At 40.6% G+C, this 19878-nt stretch carries 20 protein-coding genes; 10 read left to right on the forward strand and 10 right to left on the reverse strand.

Annotated elements, in window-relative coordinates; translation table 11 throughout:
- Positions 1 to 176: 176 nt before the first annotated feature.
- From AC0L3Y_RS01750 to AC0L3Y_RS01770, 5 genes are all read right to left on the reverse strand, one after another.
- Entirely contained in the window at positions 177 to 1385 is a 1209-nt protein-coding gene (locus AC0L3Y_RS01750; protein ID WP_473468012.1) for a pyridoxal phosphate-dependent aminotransferase, read from the reverse strand.
- Position 1386: 1 nt separating this feature from the next.
- Positions 1387 to 2013 carry an RraA family protein gene (locus tag AC0L3Y_RS01755; protein ID WP_473468014.1) on the reverse strand — a complete coding sequence of 209 codons (627 nt, stop codon included), beginning with the start codon at positions 2011 to 2013 and terminating at the stop codon, positions 1387 to 1389.
- A gap of 268 nt (positions 2014 to 2281) precedes the next feature.
- On the reverse strand, positions 2282 to 3565 hold the full coding sequence (locus AC0L3Y_RS01760; RefSeq protein ID WP_473468016.1) for a ribonuclease J: 1284 nt from the start codon (positions 3563 to 3565) through the stop codon (positions 2282 to 2284).
- 136 nt (positions 3566 to 3701) lie between these two features.
- A complete protein-coding gene (locus AC0L3Y_RS01765) occupies positions 3702 to 5468 on the reverse strand; it encodes a sensor domain-containing diguanylate cyclase (RefSeq protein WP_473468018.1) in 1767 nt (588 codons plus the stop codon).
- A 66-nt stretch (positions 5469 to 5534) separates the two neighbouring features.
- Positions 5535 to 5900 carry a DUF1304 domain-containing protein gene (locus tag AC0L3Y_RS01770; RefSeq protein ID WP_473468020.1) on the reverse strand — a complete coding sequence of 122 codons (366 nt, stop codon included), beginning with the start codon at positions 5898 to 5900 and terminating at the stop codon, positions 5535 to 5537.
- A gap of 233 nt (positions 5901 to 6133) precedes the next feature.
- Between AC0L3Y_RS01770 and AC0L3Y_RS01775 the strand changes: the two genes are divergently transcribed.
- The 4 genes from AC0L3Y_RS01775 to AC0L3Y_RS01790 all read left to right on the forward strand — a co-directional run bounded on the left by AC0L3Y_RS01775 (position 6134) and on the right by AC0L3Y_RS01790 (position 8711).
- Complete coding sequence (locus tag AC0L3Y_RS01775) at positions 6134 to 7057, forward strand: hypothetical protein (RefSeq protein ID WP_473468023.1); 924 nt, start codon at positions 6134 to 6136, stop codon at positions 7055 to 7057.
- 65 nt (positions 7058 to 7122) lie between these two features.
- Entirely contained in the window at positions 7123 to 7599 is a 477-nt protein-coding gene (locus tag AC0L3Y_RS01780) for a LabA-like NYN domain-containing protein (RefSeq protein WP_473468027.1), read from the forward strand.
- 81 nt (positions 7600 to 7680) lie between these two features.
- Positions 7681 to 8331 (forward strand): hypothetical protein, encoded by a 651-nt coding sequence (locus AC0L3Y_RS01785; RefSeq protein WP_473468029.1) that lies wholly within the window; start codon positions 7681 to 7683, stop codon positions 8329 to 8331.
- Complete coding sequence (locus AC0L3Y_RS01790; protein WP_473468031.1) at positions 8328 to 8711, forward strand: GGDEF domain-containing protein; 384 nt, start codon at positions 8328 to 8330, stop codon at positions 8709 to 8711. Before AC0L3Y_RS01785 ends, AC0L3Y_RS01790 begins: the two co-directional genes overlap by 4 nt.
- A gap of 35 nt (positions 8712 to 8746) precedes the next feature.
- Here AC0L3Y_RS01790 and AC0L3Y_RS01795 read toward each other — a convergent pair whose 3' ends face one another.
- Positions 8747 to 8965, reverse strand: a complete 219-nt coding sequence (locus AC0L3Y_RS01795) for a VF530 family protein (protein WP_473468033.1) — start codon at positions 8963 to 8965, stop codon at positions 8747 to 8749.
- 209 nt (positions 8966 to 9174) lie between these two features.
- Between AC0L3Y_RS01795 and AC0L3Y_RS01800 the strand changes: the two genes are divergently transcribed.
- Together AC0L3Y_RS01800 and AC0L3Y_RS01805 are read left to right on the forward strand one after the other, a co-directional pair.
- Positions 9175 to 9462, forward strand: coding sequence for an HlyU family transcriptional regulator (locus tag AC0L3Y_RS01800; RefSeq protein ID WP_473468035.1), 288 nt, complete (start codon positions 9175 to 9177; stop codon positions 9460 to 9462).
- A gap of 27 nt (positions 9463 to 9489) precedes the next feature.
- The gene (locus AC0L3Y_RS01805; protein WP_473468037.1) at positions 9490 to 10494 is read left to right on the forward strand and encodes an alpha/beta hydrolase; all 1005 of its coding nucleotides are present in this window, start codon (positions 9490 to 9492) and stop codon (positions 10492 to 10494) included.
- Positions 10495 to 10555: 61 nt separating this feature from the next.
- Here the strand turns inward: AC0L3Y_RS01805 and AC0L3Y_RS01810 are convergent, their stop codons facing one another.
- Entirely contained in the window at positions 10556 to 11389 is an 834-nt protein-coding gene (locus AC0L3Y_RS01810; RefSeq protein ID WP_473468039.1) for an SDR family NAD(P)-dependent oxidoreductase, read from the reverse strand.
- Between the two features lie 135 nt (positions 11390 to 11524).
- Positions 11525 to 12877 (reverse strand): sigma-54 interaction domain-containing protein, encoded by a 1353-nt coding sequence (locus AC0L3Y_RS01815; RefSeq protein ID WP_473468041.1) that lies wholly within the window; start codon positions 12875 to 12877, stop codon positions 11525 to 11527.
- Between the two features lie 241 nt (positions 12878 to 13118).
- Here AC0L3Y_RS01815 and AC0L3Y_RS01820 point away from each other — a divergent pair, with 241 nt between their 5' ends.
- From AC0L3Y_RS01820 to AC0L3Y_RS01830, 3 genes are all read left to right on the forward strand, one after another.
- Positions 13119 to 13994, forward strand: a complete 876-nt coding sequence (locus AC0L3Y_RS01820; RefSeq protein ID WP_473468044.1) for an MBL fold metallo-hydrolase — start codon at positions 13119 to 13121, stop codon at positions 13992 to 13994.
- Positions 13995 to 14060: 66 nt separating this feature from the next.
- Positions 14061 to 15647 (forward strand): bifunctional protein tyrosine phosphatase family protein/NAD(P)/FAD-dependent oxidoreductase, encoded by a 1587-nt coding sequence (locus AC0L3Y_RS01825; protein ID WP_473468046.1) that lies wholly within the window; start codon positions 14061 to 14063, stop codon positions 15645 to 15647.
- Positions 15648 to 15660: 13 nt separating this feature from the next.
- Positions 15661 to 17376, forward strand: a complete 1716-nt coding sequence (locus AC0L3Y_RS01830) for a SulP family inorganic anion transporter (RefSeq protein WP_473468048.1) — start codon at positions 15661 to 15663, stop codon at positions 17374 to 17376.
- 44 nt (positions 17377 to 17420) lie between these two features.
- On the opposite strand, the gene AC0L3Y_RS01835 is transcribed toward AC0L3Y_RS01830, so the two are convergent.
- Entirely contained in the window at positions 17421 to 17822 is a 402-nt protein-coding gene (locus AC0L3Y_RS01835; RefSeq protein WP_473468051.1) for an MAPEG family protein, read from the reverse strand.
- A 141-nt stretch (positions 17823 to 17963) separates the two neighbouring features.
- Positions 17964 to 18809, reverse strand: coding sequence for a LysR family transcriptional regulator (locus AC0L3Y_RS01840; protein WP_473468054.1), 846 nt, complete (start codon positions 18807 to 18809; stop codon positions 17964 to 17966).
- A gap of 149 nt (positions 18810 to 18958) precedes the next feature.
- Between AC0L3Y_RS01840 and rimK the strand changes: the two genes are divergently transcribed.
- Positions 18959 to 19849 carry a 30S ribosomal protein S6--L-glutamate ligase gene (rimK, locus tag AC0L3Y_RS01845; protein ID WP_036162891.1) on the forward strand — a complete coding sequence of 297 codons (891 nt, stop codon included), beginning with the start codon at positions 18959 to 18961 and terminating at the stop codon, positions 19847 to 19849.
- The last annotated feature ends 29 nt before the right edge of the window (positions 19850 to 19878 follow it).

The following is a 19878-nucleotide window of genomic DNA, read 5'->3' on the forward strand; positions in this document are numbered from 1 at the left end:
CTCCAGCTAATGCCAGTATTTGGGCACATTCATTTTTTATGAGATATCTAGAAATACTCCCAAGATAAAGAAACCCACTTTACCAATAATCCAAGCTCGTCAGAATAAAAAACCACTGAATCACAAGGATCCAGTGGCAAACCATCACCGGGAGGGTAATGAACACAAAAATTAGATTAATTTTTTAGGCTTGCCAACGCATCAACAATCGCCTGACAGCCTTGAGTAATCTGCTCAATCGAACACGCAAAAGAGATTCTCAAACAAGGTGAAAAGCCGTAAGCACTACCAGAGACTGTGGATACATTCGCTTTTTCAAGTAAAAACTCGACAACATCATCGTCTATATTGAGTACCTTGCCTTTTGCTGTTTTCTTACCAACGACATTTTCTAGATTTAAAAACAGGTAAAAAGCACCTTCAGGCTTGCGTATATCACCCAAAAACTCAGAAGCCGATAAAATAGTAACGGCCTTATCTCTTCTTTTCTGAAAACTATCGCGCATCATTATAGAAGGCTGAGTTTCTGAAAATGCCACTTTAGCGGCTTCTTGACTTATAGAACTTGGGCAAGTGGTTGTTTGAGAAATAAGCTTTTTAATGGCAGCAACCAAAGCAGTAGAACCAGCACCAAACCCAATACGCCACCCAGTCATGGCATAACCTTTAGACGCGCCATTTACAATCAGAGTACGTTCTTTTAAGTCTGGTGCCACATTAATAAGAGATACATGTTTCGCTGGCGGATAGACAAACTTTTCGTAAATTTCATCTGATAAAATCAGTACATGCGGTTGCTTTCTAAGCACCTCTGCAATCGCTTGTAACTCATCTTCAGTGTAAACCGCACCAGTAGGATTAGAGGGTGAATTCAATACAACCCACTTTGTTTTCGCGGTAATATTTTTTTCTAACTCCTCTGCCTCTAGCTTTAGGCTTTTAGGGTTTGGCTGAACAATAATAGGTTTTCCACCACAAAGAGCCGCGATATCAGGATAAGACACCCAATAAGGAGACGGAACAATCACCTCATCATCTGGATTAATGGTTGCTAAAAACGCGTGGTAAATAATGTGTTTACCACCACTGCCGACAATTATTTCGTCCGTACCATAGTCAAGCGCATTATCGCGTTGCAACTTTTCGCAAATAGCTTCTCGTAAATCTAAATTTCCTTGCGGGTTAGAATAATGAGTCTTACCCATAGTAATGGCTTTTATTGCCTCTAACGAAGGCGCATCAGGTGTATTAAAATCAGGTTCTCCGATTGAAAAATTGATAATTTTTCGTCCTTCGGAAATTAATTTCTGAGCCAAGGCTGCAGCCTTCAAACTCGCTGATTCGTTAAGATTTATAACCTTCTGAGATAGTATGCTGACTGTCATTTTATATGCCTGCCTTATCTAAAATCAGATCAACCCAATCCATCTTACCCGTCGTGATCTGCTCAATGATACCGTCCTCTTTTTCCAGCAATACTAATGAAGCTTTCAAAACCTTCTCTGTATCTGCCACAGGAAAAGACACCACTCCATCATCGTCCGCTACAATAATATCGCCATTCATAACAACATGACCGCCAATAGACACTGGTACACCAATTTCACCAGGTCCATTCTTAAAAGGTCCAAAATGTGTGTTACTACGCGCATAAACTGGAACTTCATCAAATGCTTCAACGTCTCGAACAGCACCATCGATAACAAAACCATCACAGCCATTTTTAAGACCTTGGAGCATAATTAGCTCGCCCATTAACGCGTTGTCCATCGCACCTCGACCATCAACGACTAATACATCACCTCTTTTAATTTGCTTAAGGGCTTTATAAATATACAAATTATCGCCAGGGCTGCATTTTATCGTAAGAGCACGACCAACTAGTTTAAGACTTTTTTGGTGATATTTTTTTAATCCATTAATACCTGTATTACGACCTAAAGCGTCACTAATAATTGTGGTTGGAATTCTTTTAAATTGTTCTTTCAATGCAATAATGTTTTCTGTGCTCATAAAGCGACTCTCTGTGACTTGCTACTAATCATGTCAGAGTCACATTATTTTAAGATCAAAAAAAGGGAGTTTTTCGCATCATAAACAATGAATAAAAGGAATGATTTTTAATTTAAAACCATTCCTAAAAGGACTTTTTAAATCATCCTCTAAAATCATTCTATTTTTGAAGAGAATCGTTGATTAACTTTTATTATTTAAACCAATGAAAATATAAACAAACGAGGCAGGCTAGATCGAAAAAAAGTAAAAAAATAACTTTTTGCCATTAGCGAGATAAAGCAATTCGACCGACTTTGACTTGTTTAGGCTTAACACCAATGTTTGGTGCGAATTGATAAATGTCACCATTGCGACCAATCAGTTGCCTAGGAATATGGCTGAGTTTGGCGACGTCAGCATTGGCATCTAAATGTTTCGGCTCACCATGCACTGGCACCGCGAGTTGCGGCTGCACCAAAGTATAAAGATGTTTCAATTCATCTCGACATGGATGCCCGCTCACATGAATGGGCAAGTCTGTGTCCTGTTGCTGCAAAGTGCGGATTTTTTGCCCTTTGAATTGCTCAACCAAACGCATGATGGCGTCTTCATTGCCCGGAATCATCATTGCAGAAAAGATCACCAGATCATCGGCGTCTAACGTTAAGTCAAAACAATTGCCTGCTGCCAGACGATTCAATGTAGCGCGAGGTTCTCCTTGGCTTCCGGTTACCACAGCCAACACCTCTTCGCGAGGCAAATAACCAAGATGCGCCGCGTCGATTAAAGGTAAATCATTAGGCCAATGCCCTGTCGCCTTTGCAGCACCCACCATATTTGTCAACGAGCGACCAATTAAAGCTAAGTAACGCCCTGTTTCTTGCGCTACTCGACCTAATGCCACCAGCCGAGCCACGTTGCTGCTAAAGCAACCGACAACAACTCGTTTTTTCTCAGTTGATATGGTTTTTAGCAACGCCTCGTAACAATCACTTTCTGAAATAGAATGACCTTTTTGCAAGGCATTTGTCGAATCACATACCATAGCCAGAATATTTTCTTTCGCCAGTGCTTTGAAGCGCTCTGGCGAAAAGCCATCACCAATAATCGGCTTTTTATCAATCTTCCAATCGCCCGTATGAAAAATTCGTCCCGCGGGGGTATCGATTGTCATGCCAAAAGGCTCTGGAACCGAATGGGTTAACGCAAGCCAAGTAACATTAAACACACCTATTTTCTGGGTTTCGTTGTCCTTCACCACAATCACTGGCACTTCATCCGCCAAGCCAACTTGCACCAACTTACGACGCAACACTTCCGCCGTAAACGCCGTGGTATAAACAGGACATTTAAAACGTCGCCATAGAAAAGGCAAAGCACCCACATGGTCTTCATGTGCATGAGTAATAACGATACCAGCGAGACGTTCTTTCTGTTCACTGATAAAAGTAGGGTCGGCGCAAACGACTTCCGCAGAGTGAATGTCGTCAGGCTTTAAAGGTTCGTTGAAGGAAACACCGCAATCGACCATGAGCCATTGTCCATCATGGCCATATAGATTCATGTTCATGCCAATCTCGCCCGTGCCACCTAATGGCAAAAACCACAAATCTTGTTGTGTTGGTATTAAAGACGAGATAATTCACTCCTTTTAAAATTTAAAACCATTCTGGTCTTGATATATTTTGTCTAAGATTTTTAGACACTTAGCTAACAATTTTGTTCCGACCGCCATTTTTGGCTTCATACAATTTCTCATCCGCTTTATTTATCAAATCTTCAATCTGTATGCTGTCACTACCTTCATCATGCGCAACCCCAAAACTCATTGTGATACGCTCTTTTCCCGCCAACTCTGTATTTTTTAACTCTTGGCGAATCCCATTGAGCCTTTCTAAAACATGATCTAACGACATATTGGAAAACACTAGAATAAACTCTTCACCACCATATCGAGCAACAATATCAACCCCAGTTCGGATGTACATCTTCAAGCTCTCAGCCACTTTGATCAGAGCTTGGTCTCCTTCACCGTGTCCATATTTATCATTGAATACTTTAAAGTGATCGATATCGCACAAAACAAGCGTCACATTATGTTTTTGTTCGCCTTTTAAGCCGACGACTCGAATAAAATCTTGTTTAAGACCGCGACGATTATAGATGTTCGTGAGCTCATCTTTAACAGATGTTTCAAGCAGGGTGTCATTCTCTCCTTGAAGTAAAATCGTTCTTTCTGCCACTTTGGTTTCGAGATTGTTCATCACATCACTAAGATCATCTGCCATCTCTTTTAACCCTTGATTCAGAGTATTTATCTCTTTGACGTTGCTGATCGACTCAGGCAACGCTTGGATATTTTCAAGACGTTTATTACTCGTTGCGGCACTCAATAATTGAATCGGTTTGCCAATATACCAAGCAATTAAAGCGCCTAACAAACTGATAAAAACAAACAAACCGAGCGTAATCAAAATAGAACTGCGATTATAATCACTTAGAAGGTTTTCATGGTAAGCACTCGGAATCAAAACGCCCAACAACCAGGTTTCACCGTACTCAAAACTGACAGGGTGCACATAATATAAATAATCTCGCCCATCTAGAGAAAGACTATAGGCACCATCCTCTAAATACTCGCTCGCCAAACGAAACAAATCATTTTGATGCTCATGCAGGTTGGTTCGTTTTGGTTTGCCATCTTGAGTAGAGAATAACGCCGTATCAGTCGATGTTGCGATCATGTCGCCGTTTTGCTCGGCAAGAAAAAGATAGCCATCGTCAACAATCTCTAATGACTTCAAATAGTTATCCAGTTCATTTAGCGCAACGCTGGTCGCAGTTACCGCTAACAAGGTGTCATTGTCGTCATAAACGGCCGCAGACAATGTCGCTCCCAATGCTTTGTAACCATAATAGCGCTCTATCTTTCCCCAAACAGGCGTTTCTAAGCCGACAGCACTTTGGTAAAAAGGCCGAACTCTCGGGTCATATGCGAACTCAGCGTCCTGCTGTTTTTTACTGCCAATGCCAACTGTAGGGTCATATTCAAACCCTTCCATTGTAAGCGGCTTATGAACGAAGTTTGTTGCGATATGATGACTACGAATTCCAACAGGTGTTTGTACAGAAGCAAGGTAACGACCATCAGATGTGGCAACTGAAACAAAGGTCATTTGTCGATAAGGCATTCCCTGCTCATGAAAACGTATCGCAGCTTTCGACAAATCATTAAGTTCATTGGGTCGCGCTAAAAAGGCCTGTTGATTAACCTCAACAATGCGAAATAACGGAGCCATAAAGCTGCGAACACGTTCCTGAACTCGATTTTCCACTTCATGGATATATTGCAGACCCACTTTGTTCGCTATGTTGGACATCGTTGTGGTCGCAACAAAGTACATGGTAATACCAGTGATTAAAGCCAGCGCGAAAAATGGCACTATGATTAATCGACGCAATGAAACAGACATCACGGCCACTCCTTAGAAAAATAGTTAGCGCAGAAAATGTAACAATAAATATTACTTTCTATCAGATCACCCCAGAGTCAGCACACTCAAAAGCGCCAACATCGCTGGCAAGCCTTGAACAAAAATAATAGATTTCTTCACTGTCAGGCTGCCATAAATCGCCGCGACAACAACACAAGATAAGAAGAATATTTGCAGCTGTTGGGCAAATTCATAATTGCTGTTCAATAAACTAAACAACAAACCCGCCGCTAAAAAGCCGTTATAGAGACCTTGGTTCGCGGCAAGATTTTTCGTCTGCTCAGCCAATCCAGCTTCCATACCAAATATTTTTCGGGTTCTCGGCTTGGTCCACATGAACATTTCTAAAATCAGAATATACAAATGTTCGGCTGCAACCAGAGCGACTAAAATATAAGTAAGACAATGCATTCTTAATTAACCTATTGAATTTAAATAATAAACAGACTAAAAAAATCCTAAACCTATGTATAGCACACCACCGAGTTAACAACACCTTCTTAGCTATTATTATGAGTCTAAATTTGATGAGTGAGGCGTTTTGTTTGCATCTATTAGAGATGACGCTTAACCTAATCACCTTAATCTGAATAACCATTCGAAGTTCGACACTCTATTCCCTTTCTGATTTATGGATTAGCCCTTTGAGCACTATCACAAAAAAGTTAAAAGACAACGCCTCTAATATTATCGTCGGCTCTATATTAATTTTATGTTTTGCTGTTTTCGGCGTTTATGGCATTCAACATTTTGGTACAAAATACGCTCAGCAAAAAATTAACGATCAATTAGCTCAATCGGATCTAAAAGATTTAGTGCATTATGAAAGTGTCAACTTCAACCCTTTCACCCTTACACCTTCCATTGATAATGTCAGTGTAGGCATTGAAAGCGCGCCTTGGTTACAGTTCGCTCGAATTACCTTTAATAGCTTCTCTCTAAACTATCCAGACCTGGATATAGACTTTTGGATTAAACAAAGCTCAGCGTCTGATTTGTCTCGCGATACAGGAAGATTAATGCGCGCGGCAGGCATTGAAACCTTAATTGGGAAAGGCTCATTTACCTCGGCGATTGATGGTGAAGCAATTTCGTCTCACTTTAAACTAAATGTTAAAGACATAGGTATTATCAGCGTCTCTAGCGAAGTGAATTTACTCGATCATAATATTGTCATGTCAGAGTTCCGTACCGACTTACTCGCTTCATTAGCGTTAGGGCAGCCAGAAGCTATTTTTATTATTTATGGTGAGACACTTGAGTTACGATCTTTAAATATTAACTACACGGATACTGGTTTAATAAACCCTCAGCTTCCTCAATCAGCGGACGCTAAAAACACCTTACGTAGTATGTTAAAGTCCAGCAGCGAGTCGTTAGGACTCACAACAAAAAACTCTCTTGAAGCGAATCAGATAACAGATTCAATCATTGGTTTTTTACAAGAACCAAACCAAATAAACCTTTCTTTATTACCACCATCTCCCATTAACTTAAAAGCGTTAGCCTTATTATTTGGTGACAAGAATTTGTATAAAGGAAGCAATATGAGAATATCTCATCAATAACAGATACAGTAGCTAGACTCGAATAACAGGCGCTTACCTTTGCCAACCAACTCTTTAGGATAAAAATGACAGACGTAACAATTTTGGTCGATGTTCAAAATGTTTATTACACAGCCCGACACACGTTTGGAAAATCCTTCGATTACAACGCCTTTTGGAAACAAGCCACTGAAGGTAGAAATGTCGTTAGAGCGATTGCTTACGCCATAGACAGAGGCGACGAAAAACAACGACAGTTCCAAAATATCCTTAGAGCAATTGGCTTTGAAGTAAAATTAAAACCCTTTATCCAACGCTCTGATGGTTCTGCAAAAGGTGATTGGGATGTTGGTATTGCCATTGATGGTATTGAATATGGCAAAGACAGTGACGTTCTTGTTCTCGTTTCTGGTGACGGAGACTTTGCTTTACTTGCCAATACACTAAGAGAAAAATACCAAACTAAGGTTGAAGTCTATGGTGTGGAGGCCTTAACTGCACAGGCATTAATTCAAGCTTCCGATGACTTCATTCCCATCAATAACAATTTGTTACTAAAATAAAAACAAAGAATCTATTCATTTAAGAGAGAATATGTCGCCAGATATTTTTTGCGTCGTTCTTTAACAGAAGAAAATAGATAAATGAATATTCAAACAAACCCGTTACTCATGGAAGCAAAGTACAAGTTTCACCAGTGGTTAAGTTTAGTCACTGGACTTATTATTTTATTTTTCTGTTTCTTTAATATTGTCATGCTACATCAATTAGAAATAGGTATTGCACAAGCTATTTTAGGCTCTCTTAATCTATATTTTTTCTGGTCAGCTAATCAGAAGAAAACGCCTAAATGGCATCTCTATATGTTGATGTCGACAATAACCATAACCATATTATATGTCTTCCATTCTGCAGACCTGAGAGCAGGCTCTATTTACTGGCTTATTCTTTTACCACCTATCTACTGTATATTAGCAGGACCTAAAACTGGCCTCATTTATACAATAATTCTATCCATTCCAGCCATTTCAATACTATTCATTAAGTCTGATATAGATACTAACATACACTATCGCTCAGTCATCAATTTCACTTTGGCATACTTTTTAGCTTATTTAATTTGTTATTTTTATGCTGAGCAATATACAAAAAGCAGCATTTTATTACAGCAGATGGCATTCAAAGATTCTTTAACGGGTGCACAGAATCGTCATGCTCTAAAGCTATTTTTTGATCATTTTAATAAACAAGAAAAAAATCTTTTTATAACAATGAAAATACTCAGCTTGTTTTGATAGATATTGACCACTTTAAAAGTGTAAATGATAAATTTGGTCACGATGTTGGCGACCTAGTCTTAATAGAGACAGCTGATTTGTTACAAGATTTCGAAAGCAAAACCCCTGTTTATAGAATTGGTGGTGAAGAGTTTCTTATTATTCTTAACTGTACTTATATTGAAGCTTTTAACTTTGCAGAGATGATTCGAAAACGCGTTGAAAGCCATACCTTTAGAAGTCAAGAACACAAAATCGCATTAACTGTTAGCATAGGTGTTGCACAACTTAGTACAGGAAAAACTTATAAAGATTTTTTACGGGAAGCAGATCAAAACCTTTACTCTGCAAAAAGTGAAGGTCGTAATCGTGTCTACCACAGCTCTTTAGATGATTAACCCTTCAGATTTTTTTAAGCAAGCTAAAGAAAGAATCAAAAAAACGTCTCTAAAAACAAAGCCTCCACCTTATCTCGAGCCCAGGGAGTTTTTCTCAAAAACTTCAAGCTCGACTTAATCGACGGGTCACTTTTAAAGCAATTAATATTAATACGAATAGACAACTCTTCCCAACCATAATGCTCAACCAAATCTGTCACTATCTGTTCTAACTTAGCACCATGTAGTGGGTTATTAATTTGCGTTTCATTCATTTCTACGGATTCCTATTCTTCAATTCATATCTACCATTTCAAGCAGTATACAGTAAGACGAAACAAACTTACCTTTTCTTCAATCACTCGATAATCCTGATTAACAGTGTTCTTTAAAAAGAAAAAATCATACGATGGCATTTGACTAATGGAGCTATTCCCAGAAGAATAGCTCTGAGAGATAGCATCAACCAAAGGAGAACAAGTAAATGAGTATTTTATCCAGTCTTAAAGGGTTATTTTCTAGTGGCGAAAGCGCGCCAGAAAAGGCAGAAGAATCTATCGAATACAAAGGTTTTACGATTACGCCAGCGCCAATGAAAGATGGCGGTCAATTTCGAGTGGCTGCAACCGTAACAAAAGATGAAGCAGAAGAGCAAAAAGTTCATAACTTTATTCGCTCCGACTTAATTGCCAGCCGTGATGAATGCATCGAAATTACAATACGCAAAGCCAAACTCACAATCGACCAGCTTGGTGATAATATATTTGGTTAAACGAATAAAAATAAAAAGAAGGGCAGTATGAGTACACCAATAGGACAACACTGGAAACAAGTTAACGAACGTGAAGATCTTTTAGGTGCTGATTTTGTCGCCCGCACCTTTGCTTTTCCTGGGCCAAAAACTCAAGTTCACACTACACTTATTAATCATGTTGGTCGTCCAAGAACAACGAAAGCCATTTTATACGTTCATGGTTATACCGATTACTTTTTCCAAACGGGTTTAGCAGAACATTTCATTAAACTTGGTTATCGTTTTTACGCTGTTGATTTACAAGGCTATGGGCGCTCTATTCGCCCATCAACACCACCCAATTGGTGTGACTCCATTGATCAATACGGTCAAGACTTAGACATTGCCCTAGCCACCATGAGACAAGATGGGGTTAAAAAAGTCGTGATGCTGGCTCATTCTACGGGCGGTTTAGTGGTGTCTAATTACCTTGCTCAACCTTATGCCTTGCCTGAGCGAGAAAGCCATTACAAGAAAGCCTTCCCTGAAGTTGTCGGTGTCATATTAAACAGTCCATTTCTTGCCTTGCCATTTCCTCCTGCGCTACTAAACCGCATTCATTGGCCAATTCGGGCTATCGTATCGGTCTTTCCATTTATGGTTTTACGAGCAAGAAAAATCATCATTTACGCAAAAACATTACACACAGTATTCGGTGGAGAATGGGATTATCGATTGGACTGGAAACCTGCTCAAGGATTTGGCCTTTCTTTCCATTGGTTGAGAGAAATTATCCGAGCGCAGCGCACTTTAGCCAATCAGAAAATCGACATACCAACATTATTGTGCCGATCTGAAATCAGTACGATAGGAAAGAAAACCGTAGAAGAAACCCAAAAAGGTGATGGCGTTTTAGATGTAGACAGTATGCAAGAAGCCGCTGAAAAAACCTTCACGAATCTAGAAAAAGCCATTATTCCGGAAGGGTTTCACGATTTATATCTATCCCACGAGCCAGCTCGTAAAGTGTATTTATCAGCCATGACAAATTGGTTAAAAGCGCTAAAGTAATTAGCGCTTTATCTCTTTTAAAAAAACTAACACTAAGCACCTTATTCTAAAAACCTTAACGCTAAGCACCTTGTCGACGCATAACCCAATCAAGTAAACACGTAGGGAAGGCTCGTCTCATCAAGCCTGCGCCATAGGTTGGCATTGTTACGTAATATCGAGCTTTTGGACGAGAAGACTCTAAAGCATGAATCAGCTTTTTCACTACCGCACTGGCAGGCAAAGTTTGCGACGACGTTGCGCCTTCTTTGCTTAGTCTCGCTACAGCCTCTTCGTAACCTTTTTTATGGCGACTGCTTTTCATGTCAATTTTGTCTTTTAAAGCGACTAAAGCATTAGCACGAAAACGGCTTTCTATTGGGCCCGGCTCAATTAAACTCACTTTGATCGGAGTATCATGCAACTCTAATCGCATGGTATCTGTTAAGCCTTCTAACGCAAACTTACTGGCGTTGTAAGCACCACGAAATGGCGCAGCAACCAAGCCCAATACTGAGCTGTTATTCACAATACGACCATAACCTTGCGCTAGCATGATCTTCAGCACTTTAGTTGTCAGTTCATGAGTACCAAAAAAGTTACTCTCAAACTGCTCACGTAAGGCATCAACAGGTAAATCTTCTACTGCACCCGGCTGCCCATAAGCACCATTATTAAATAGTGCGAACAACTTACCTTGCGTGATAGTTAACGTGTCTTCTAATCCTTTAGCGATAGAAGCAGAATCAGCTAGATCCAATTGCACAACATGCTTAATACCTTGCGCTTTTAAAGCTTCTACATCTTCTTGTTTACGACAACTCGCTACCACTAAAAACTGGCGCTCTTGCAGCATTTTAGCCGCTTCTAATCCAATGCCTGTTGAACACCCAGTAATAAGAATCGCGTACTGCATAATAACCTCATAAATAATTGTGTATTGTCAGATATTCAAACTGAAAATCAAAAAAACGTTTAACTAGTAGCAAAGCATAGATACATGATGAAAGCCAAATTTAACGTTTTACACTTTATTCAAGCTTTCGGCACTTTATTCGAGCTTTCGGTAAAGAGAACGTAGACTAATGCCTGCTACTTGGGCAACTTTTTCTTTATCGTTATCATAGGAAGCCATCAAAGCAGCAAGATAACGTTTCTCCGCTGTTTTCAAATCCCACTCTTCTCCCTGTATATTCTCGTATGTAAAAGATTGAGTAGAAAGTGGAAACAAGGACATTCCATAACGGCTTTGCTCATGATCAATATCTAAACATTCTTGAATCACATGCCGATCGATAAGATTAGTATCCGTTAACAGTGTCGCGCGATTAAGAATATTGCTCAACTCACGAATATTTCCAGAAAAACTATATTGTTTTAAAACCTGTAAAGCCGAATCGGTCAGGTGATATTCTTTACGGTCACTGATGCGCTTTAATAAGGTAGTAATCAATAAAGGCAAATCATCTTGCCGTTCTCGTAATGATGGAACATGAATAGGAAAGACATTAATTCGATAGTAAAGGTCTTGGCGAAATTCGCCACCTTGCACCATTTGCGCTAAATTTTTATGGGTCGCGCAAATTAATCGGAAATTGGTGTGTTTTATTGTCGAAGAGCCTACTGGGCGAAATGAACCAGTCTCTATCAACCTAAGTAATTTAACCTGCATGGAAAGAGGTACATCCCCAATTTCATCTAAAAATAGCGTTCCCCCATTAGCCTGCTCCACAAGACCAAGATGATTGCTATTTGCCCCTGTAAACGCACCTTTCATATGACCAAACAATTCACTTTCAAACAATGAATCTGTCAGCCCTGCACATTCCAACGTAACCAAAGCATTTTTTGCTCTATCACTACCTTGATGAAGCGCATGGGCCACCAGCTCTTTACCGCTGCCTGATTCGCCTAATAATAGAACGGACGCATCACTGTGACTAACGCGCGTAATCTTTTCGAGCATGTGATTGAAAGGTTTACTAGAGCCAACTAACTGCTTGCCAATACCTTCAGCACTGGCAATTGAGACAGAACGCAGTAACTCGACAAAATACAGCAAGCCACCTTGCTTATCATGAATGGGTAGCATCTCTACATCTACGTGCTCTTTGCCTCTTGGGGTTTGATGAATATGAAGCACCCGCTCTTTGCGTCCTGATTGCAAAGTCGCCGACAAGGGGCAGTCTTCACCAGCTTCATCACAAGGCACTTTATATCCATGGGACACCTCATAGCAGCGCACCTTATCTTGCAAAGGCACTTCCCCAAACGCCTCTCGATAAAGCTGATTTACAGCTAGAATCTGATAGTCCAAAGACACCAAAATGGCAGGACAGTCATAACCCTCTAGCATACTGGCTAGCCCTTCAAAAAAAGGGGCATCTGATGCAATAACATTCATAAAAATTTGCCATTTATGTCAAAAACTAAAGACAAATATGACAAAATAAAACACATTAGTCAAAACTAATATTGCATAAAAATTAAACAATAAAAATAAAATCCAGTTATTTCAATTGGTTATAGCGTTATTAAATAATTGGCACATTTTCTGCCTTATCTAAGCTATAACTCAGTTAAACAGCCTGTCCGTTAAACAGACAATCTGCTTAATAAAAGACCTAATAGTGAGGCTAAAAATTATGACAAATATATTGAAACCAGAAGTCGCTGCTTTTTTTGATAAAGATTCCAATACCTTTTCCTATGTCGTAAAAGACCCAGAATCTTCCAGTTGTGCCATTGTCGATAGCGTATTAGATTTTGACTACGCTTCAGGAAGCACCTTCAACACAAGCGCTGACGAAATAATTGATTATGTTAAAAAACACAACCTAAACCTAGAATGGTTAATTGAAACCCACGTTCATGCCGACCATATTTCTGCAGCACCCTATATCCAAGAAAAGTTAGGCGGGAAAATCGGTATTGGCCAACACATTACAGTCGTGCAAGACACATTCGGTAAAGTATTTAATGACGGTGCTGGCGCTAAACACGACGGTTCTCAATTCGATCACTTATTCAGCGATGGCGAACAATATTCTATTGGTGCACTTCAATGTACAGCATTACATACACCAGGCCACACGCCAGCGTGTTTCACTCATGTGCTAGGTGATGCAGTTTTTGTCGGCGACACTTTATTTATGCCAGATGCAGGTACAGCTCGTGCCGACTTCCCAGGTGGAGACGCTGGCATATTGTACGATTCAATCCAGAAGATCTTAGCTTTGCCAGATAATTATCGTATTTTCATGTGTCATGACTACTGTCCAAATGGCCGTGAACTCGAATATCAAACTACGGTAAAAATACAACGTGAACAAAACATTCATGTAAAACAAGACATCAGCAAATCCACATTTGTGGACTTACGTGAAACACGGGATAAAACCCTAGCTATGCCTAGATTGATCCTACCTTCATTGCAAATCAACATGAAAGCAGGACACATGCCTGAACCAGAAGAAAACGGGATGGCTTACTTAAAAATACCTCTGAATGCTTTTAAATAATTACGAAAGCAGCTCAACGCTAGAACAACAGAAAAAACAATAGAAAGAATAATAGAGAGAACAATCATGATACGTAAGCAGATAACAAATCAGTATTCAGTGTCAGAGCAAATAACCCTAGAAGACGTAGATACCTTAGCGGAAGCTGGCGTTACACTCATTATTTGCAACCGCCCTGATCACGAAGAAGAAGGCCAATTGTCTTTTTCTAGCATTGCAGAGCGGGCAAAAGAGAAAAATATCGCCGCACTACATATTCCTTTTGTAGCAGGACAAATGGAAGAAACAACGGTAGAAGCTTTTGCACAAGCCATCAGTGGCGCAAACAATATTCACGCCTATTGTCGAACAGGTAATCGCAGTAACTTAATATGGGAAGCGACAAAAACTCAGGCTTTTAATTCACAAACCAATGATATGGCAATCAGTCAATACGATGTGGTTATTGTCGGTGCAGGATCAGCAGGTATTTCAACTGCAGCCAGTTTATTAAAGCGTCAACCAAACGCTCGTATTTGCTTGATTGATCCAGCTGAAAATCATTTCTACCAACCAGGCTGGACACTGGTCGGTGGCGGTGTTTTCAAAGCCGAAAACACTCGTCGAAACATGGCGGATATCATCCCTAAGAATACTAAATGGCTAAAAGAGTCTGTGAAATCATTTGCACCTGATGCCAACACTATTACGCTAGAAAATGGTCAGCAAATTGCCTATCGATTCCTAGTAGTGGCCGCGGGTATCAAACTGAACTGGGATGCGATTGAAGGCTTGTCTGACACATTAGGCCGTAATGGCGTCACATCTAACTATCGTTATGACTTAGCGCCTTACACATGGGAGTTGGTAACAAACCTACACTCAGGTAAAGCCATATTCACACAACCACCTATGCCAATTAAATGCGCTGGTGCACCACAGAAAGCCATGTATTTATCTTGTGATCATTGGTTAAAAACAGACAAACAAAAAGATTTAAACGTTTCTTTTTATAATGCAGGCGGAGTACTCTTTGGCGTATCTGAATACGTTCCAGCATTGGAAAGCTACATTAAAAAATACGATATAGAAACGCATTTCAGCCAAAATCTGATCAAGGTAGATGGCCCGAATAAACGCGCTTACTTTGCAACAAAAGACGAAAACGGTGAAACAATCACGATCGAAACCGAATTCGATATGCTGCATGTTTGTCCACCACAATGCGCACCAGACTTTATTCGTAACAGTCCATTAGTCGATGATGCAGGTTGGGTAGATGTGGACAAAGAAACCCTACAACACACATCCTTCCCTAACATTTGGTCACTGGGTGATGTGGCAAACACGCCCAATGCGAAAACAATGGCAGCGGCACGAAAACAAGCGCCAGTCGTTGCACAGAATATTTCGGATGCGATGCAAGGTCGACCAGTCAATGCAATTTACGATGGCTACGGTTCATGCCCACTCACCGTTGAACGCGGCAAAATCGTCTTAGCGGAGTTTGGTTATGGCGGAAAACTGTTACCTACCTTCCCTAGCTGGTTAAACGACGGTGCCAAACCAACCAAGCTTGCTTGGATATTAAAAGAAGATTTACTTCCTCCTTTTTACTGGTATGGCATGCTAAAAGGCCATGAATGGTTTGTAAAACCAGAAATGCGTAAATAACGAGAGCTTAACTATGATCTTCGCACGTTACATTCCAGCGCTGGCTTGGATAAAACACTATAACCGTGGACAGTTCAGTCAAGACGCTACCGCCGCGTTAATCGTGACCATGCTGCTGATTCCCCAGTCACTGGCTTACGCTATGTTGGCTGGTGTTCCGCCAGAAGTAGGACTTTATTCAAGTATCTTGCCTTTGGTGCTGTACGCTTTATTTGGTACCAGCACCTCTTTGTCTGTTGGTCCGGTTGCCGTCGCATCATTAATGACGGCGACCTCTCTAGCAACTATTGCAGAACAAGGCACCGCAAGTTATCTAACAGGCGCGATCACGCTCGCACTTTTATCTGGCACCATGTTGGTTGTTATGGGTGTGATGAAGCTTGGCATGATTACCAATTTGTTATCCCATTCTGTCATCTCAGGCTTTATCTCTGCTTCCGGTATTATTATTGCTCTGAGCCAACTGAAACACATTTTCGGCATAGAAGCCCATGGCGACAATGTCGTCACGCAACTGCTTAGTATGGTGAGCAATATCGGCCAATTTAAACCAATGACCTTTGTTATTGGCTTTTCTGTCGTCGCCTTTTTGCTACTAGCGCGCCGTTATGCGAAACCTTTTTTCATCATGTTAAACGTGCCAGAAAAATCAGCCGCAGCGCTCGCGAAAACAGCGCCGATTTTTGGCGTATTGTCGAGCCTTGCATTGGTTTATGCGTACGACCTTCAGTCCCATGGCGTTGCGATCACAGGACACATTCCAGCAGGATTACCTAGCTTGAGTTTCGCCTTGCCGCCACTTGAATTGATTCGTGACTTAGCCTTACCTGCCTTGGTGATTTCCATTATTGGTTATGTAGAATCCATCTCTGTTGGTAAAACACTAGGCGCGAAACGACGCGAGAAAGTCCAACCAAACCAAGAACTTATTGGTTTAGGCGCAGCGAACATTGCCTCTGGCGTGTCTGGTGGTTTTCCTGTGACAGGTGGATTTTCACGTTCCGTGGTGAACTTTGATGCGGGCGCCGTTACTCAATTAGCGGGAATTATGACGGCCATCGGTATCATGATTGCGTCTCTGCTATTAACACCTATGTTGTATTTTTTACCTAAAGCGACATTGGCTGCGACCATCATCGTCGCGGTGACTACCTTGATTGATTTTTCTATCTTGAAAAAGACATGGCGTTTTTCCCGCAGTGATTTTTATGCGGTATTTGCCACCATAGTAATTACCTTGTTACTTGGTGTCGAAGTGGGTGTGGCGTCAGGTGTTGGCTTATCCATCGCCCTACATTTGTATCGCACCTCTAAACCTCACGTTGCTGAAGTAGGTTTAATCAAAAACACAGAGCATTTTCGTAATGTGAAACGCTACCAAGTAGAAACTTCGCCAAACGTGCTTTGTTTGCGCCCTGATGAAAGCCTATTTTTTGCCAACGCGACATTTCTGGAAGAACATATTCTAGAGACGATCAATCAACGACCAGAAATCGCCCATGTGGTTATTCAATGCAGCGCGGTGAATGAAATTGATTTTAGTGCTCTCGAAATGCTGGAAACCCTAAACAGCCAATTAGAAAGCATGGACATCAAACTCCATTTTTCCGAAGTGAAAGGTCCAGTCATGGATCACTTAGAATGCAGTGGATTTCTAAAACACCTAAGCGGCAATATTTACATGTCTCAGTTCAGAGCGTTTAAAGAGATTACTGAGGGAAACATATAAATATTATTGGCTGTTTTTTGAAGAACGGGATGAATTTATTGATACTACATTTTCTGTATCAATAAATTCACCCAAAGCACCATGACACAAAGATAAGCGGCCCAAAATGACACTACCCGATGAAGCATGTGGTTGTAGGTGAGATGTATGTACGAATGAAGGTAGCGTAAACCAACAAATAGCCATGCAAAAACAATCGCTACGGTACTTTCAACTTCAAACATAAGATACAAAGAACACGCCACATAGAAGAGTGTTGGCACTTCAAATTGATTATTAAAATTCCGAGTGGATTTGGTAATCATTTCTGGAATGTTTTCACCTTCCATCAATTTAAAATACTTAATGCTGACCTTTCTATCTTTGACACTCGACACTCGTATTTTGATCGCAACACACCCGACAATAAACGCCAGTAACACCATGAAAAACATTGGATATAACAAATGAACCTCCTTATTAAAAATAACTTTTGTTCTAACTAGGGAAGGTACGAATAAGTCCTCCCTAGGCTTATCTATAACCGCTCATTATCTCAATTTAGGTATAGGTACTTAGTTATCATTTTGCCATTTTCACAACACATGTTAGTGAGATAAATAGGGAAATAATTGAATCGCTTGTTCAATGATGTCGACTTTTTGGCTTTTCGCCAAGTAAATGGCAAATATTTCTCGGGAATAAACCGGTGCGTCTTCAATAATAAACAGCTGGTTTTTCTGTACATATTCAAACGTCATTTGTCTTGGTAAGTGAGCGCTTCCGCCCGCCTCCAATATATAGTTGAGTGCAATTCGAGGTTGGCTCATGCGATGCTTTGCTGGCGGTGAATCTTGAAACGCGCGCATGTGCTGTATGTTTACCGATTCGCCATAATCCACCATGACATAGTTTTCTAACTTACCCACACCATTATAATCTGGGTCCGTCGTCACCAAATGCAAAGGCACGGTAGCGACCTTTTCAGTCACAAAATCTTCGATAAATGGCGGTTCAAACACAAACGCAATGTCGATGACTCGGCTAATCACTTTTTTGTTCAACTCAGTGGTTGAATAAGTGCTCGTAAATAAACTCACGTCGTCTAAATTTCGATGAATTTTTTGCAACCAATCTTGTAGCACAATATCCCAAATGGACATCATGGAACCAATGGTTAATTGGTGTGTATCGTTTTCGGCAATTCCCACATCATGCTTGGCTTTTTGCCACATAAAAACCAGCTCATTAGCGTGCTTTATAAAGCGGTTCCCTTCTGGTGTTAGCTTCAAATGCTTATGGCTACGATCAAACAATAAGACACCTAAATCATCTTCGAGTAACTTTATTCGAGCACTGACAGCGGATTGAGTAATAAAGAGATTTTCCGCCGCGATTCTAAAATTTAATGTCCGGCTAACTTCCAAACATGTCTTTAATAATTCTATTTTCATAACATAATTCTCATAAGACAGTCACCAATCAATTATTTTGATTGAACACACCATAATATATCGTTTTGTTGTTTGGATGATCGACTATACACTGCGCTTCGTCAATCAGACAGCCTTATTTAAGAGGCGAAACTACGCAGGAAAACACTATGAAAATTGCCATTTTATCAAGAGGTCCAAACCTTTACTCAACAAGACGCTTGAAGGAAGCTGGCGAAGCAAAGGGACACCAAGTCGACATTATTGACACCCTACATTGCTACATGGACATTACCAGTAGTCGCCCAACCGTACGTTATCACGGTGAAGAATTACCTAGATATGATGCCATCATTCCACGCATCGGCTCGTCTATTACGTTTTACGGAACAGCGGTTGCTCGTCAATTCGAAATGATGGGAACCTTTAACGTCAATGACTCACTGGCGATCAGTCGTTCACGTGACAAACTACGCTCTTTGCAATTGTTATCTCGTAAAGGCATTGGCATGCCACGTACAGGGTTTGCCAGCAAACCAGATAACATCAAAGATTTGATTAAAAATGTCGGTGGCGCGCCAGTTGTTATTAAATTGCTTGAAGGTACTCAAGGCATTGGCGTTGTACTTGCGGACACAACCAAAGCCGCAGAAGCCATCATTGAAGCCTTCATGGGATTAAAGGCCAACATCCTTGTGCAAGAATTTATTAAAGAAGCTGGTGGGGCTGATATTCGTTGCTTGGTTGTTGGTGGCAAAATTGTTGCTGCAATGAAACGCCAAGGCGCAGAAGGTGAATTTAGATCAAATCTACACCGTGGCGGCAGCGCTGAAATCGTTAAATTGACTCAAGAAGAGCAAGACACCGCGATCAATGCCGCCAAAGCAATGGGCTTAAATTTCTGTGGCGTTGACTTACTTCGCTCTCAAAATGGTCCTATGGTGATGGAAGTAAACTCATCACCGGGATTAGAAGGCATTGAAACCGCAACAGGCAAAGACGTCGCTGGCATGGTTTTCGACTTTATTGAACAGAATGTAGACTTACCAAGAGATCAATAAGCGCCATAGATTATTGAGAAAGTAAGTAG

The sequence above is a fragment of the Marinomonas sp. GJ51-14 genome (genome assembly GCF_055808695.1).

Excerpts from the sequence above, each read along its gene's own strand:
- AC0L3Y_RS01750 (WP_473468012.1), bottom strand. The coding sequence starts at position 1,385 with ATGACAGTCAGCATACTATCTCAGAAGGTTATAAATCTTAACGAATCA.
- AC0L3Y_RS01755 (WP_473468014.1), bottom strand. The coding sequence starts at position 2,013 with ATGAGCACAGAAAACATTATTGCATTGAAAGAACAATTTAAAAGAATT.
- AC0L3Y_RS01760 (WP_473468016.1), bottom strand. The coding sequence starts at position 3,565 with ATGAACATGAATCTATATGGCCATGATGGACAATGGCTCATGGTCGAT.
- AC0L3Y_RS01765 (WP_473468018.1), bottom strand. The coding sequence starts at position 5,468 with ATGTCTGTTTCATTGCGTCGATTAATCATAGTGCCATTTTTCGCGCTG.
- AC0L3Y_RS01770 (WP_473468020.1), bottom strand. The coding sequence starts at position 5,900 with ATGCATTGTCTTACTTATATTTTAGTCGCTCTGGTTGCAGCCGAACAT.
- AC0L3Y_RS01780 (WP_473468027.1), top strand. The coding sequence starts at position 7,123 with ATGACAGACGTAACAATTTTGGTCGATGTTCAAAATGTTTATTACACA.
- AC0L3Y_RS01785 (WP_473468029.1), top strand. The coding sequence starts at position 7,681 with ATGAATATTCAAACAAACCCGTTACTCATGGAAGCAAAGTACAAGTTT.
- AC0L3Y_RS01795 (WP_473468033.1), bottom strand. The coding sequence starts at position 8,965 with ATGAATGAAACGCAAATTAATAACCCACTACATGGTGCTAAGTTAGAA.
- AC0L3Y_RS01800 (WP_473468035.1), top strand. The coding sequence starts at position 9,175 with ATGAGTATTTTATCCAGTCTTAAAGGGTTATTTTCTAGTGGCGAAAGC.
- AC0L3Y_RS01805 (WP_473468037.1), top strand. The coding sequence starts at position 9,490 with ATGAGTACACCAATAGGACAACACTGGAAACAAGTTAACGAACGTGAA.
- AC0L3Y_RS01810 (WP_473468039.1), bottom strand. The coding sequence starts at position 11,389 with ATGCAGTACGCGATTCTTATTACTGGGTGTTCAACAGGCATTGGATTA.
- AC0L3Y_RS01815 (WP_473468041.1), bottom strand. The coding sequence starts at position 12,877 with ATGAATGTTATTGCATCAGATGCCCCTTTTTTTGAAGGGCTAGCCAGT.
- AC0L3Y_RS01820 (WP_473468044.1), top strand. The coding sequence starts at position 13,119 with ATGACAAATATATTGAAACCAGAAGTCGCTGCTTTTTTTGATAAAGAT.
- AC0L3Y_RS01825 (WP_473468046.1), top strand. The coding sequence starts at position 14,061 with ATGATACGTAAGCAGATAACAAATCAGTATTCAGTGTCAGAGCAAATA.
- AC0L3Y_RS01830 (WP_473468048.1), top strand. The coding sequence starts at position 15,661 with ATGATCTTCGCACGTTACATTCCAGCGCTGGCTTGGATAAAACACTAT.
- AC0L3Y_RS01840 (WP_473468054.1), bottom strand. The coding sequence starts at position 18,809 with ATGAAAATAGAATTATTAAAGACATGTTTGGAAGTTAGCCGGACATTA.
- rimK (WP_036162891.1), top strand. The coding sequence starts at position 18,959 with ATGAAAATTGCCATTTTATCAAGAGGTCCAAACCTTTACTCAACAAGA.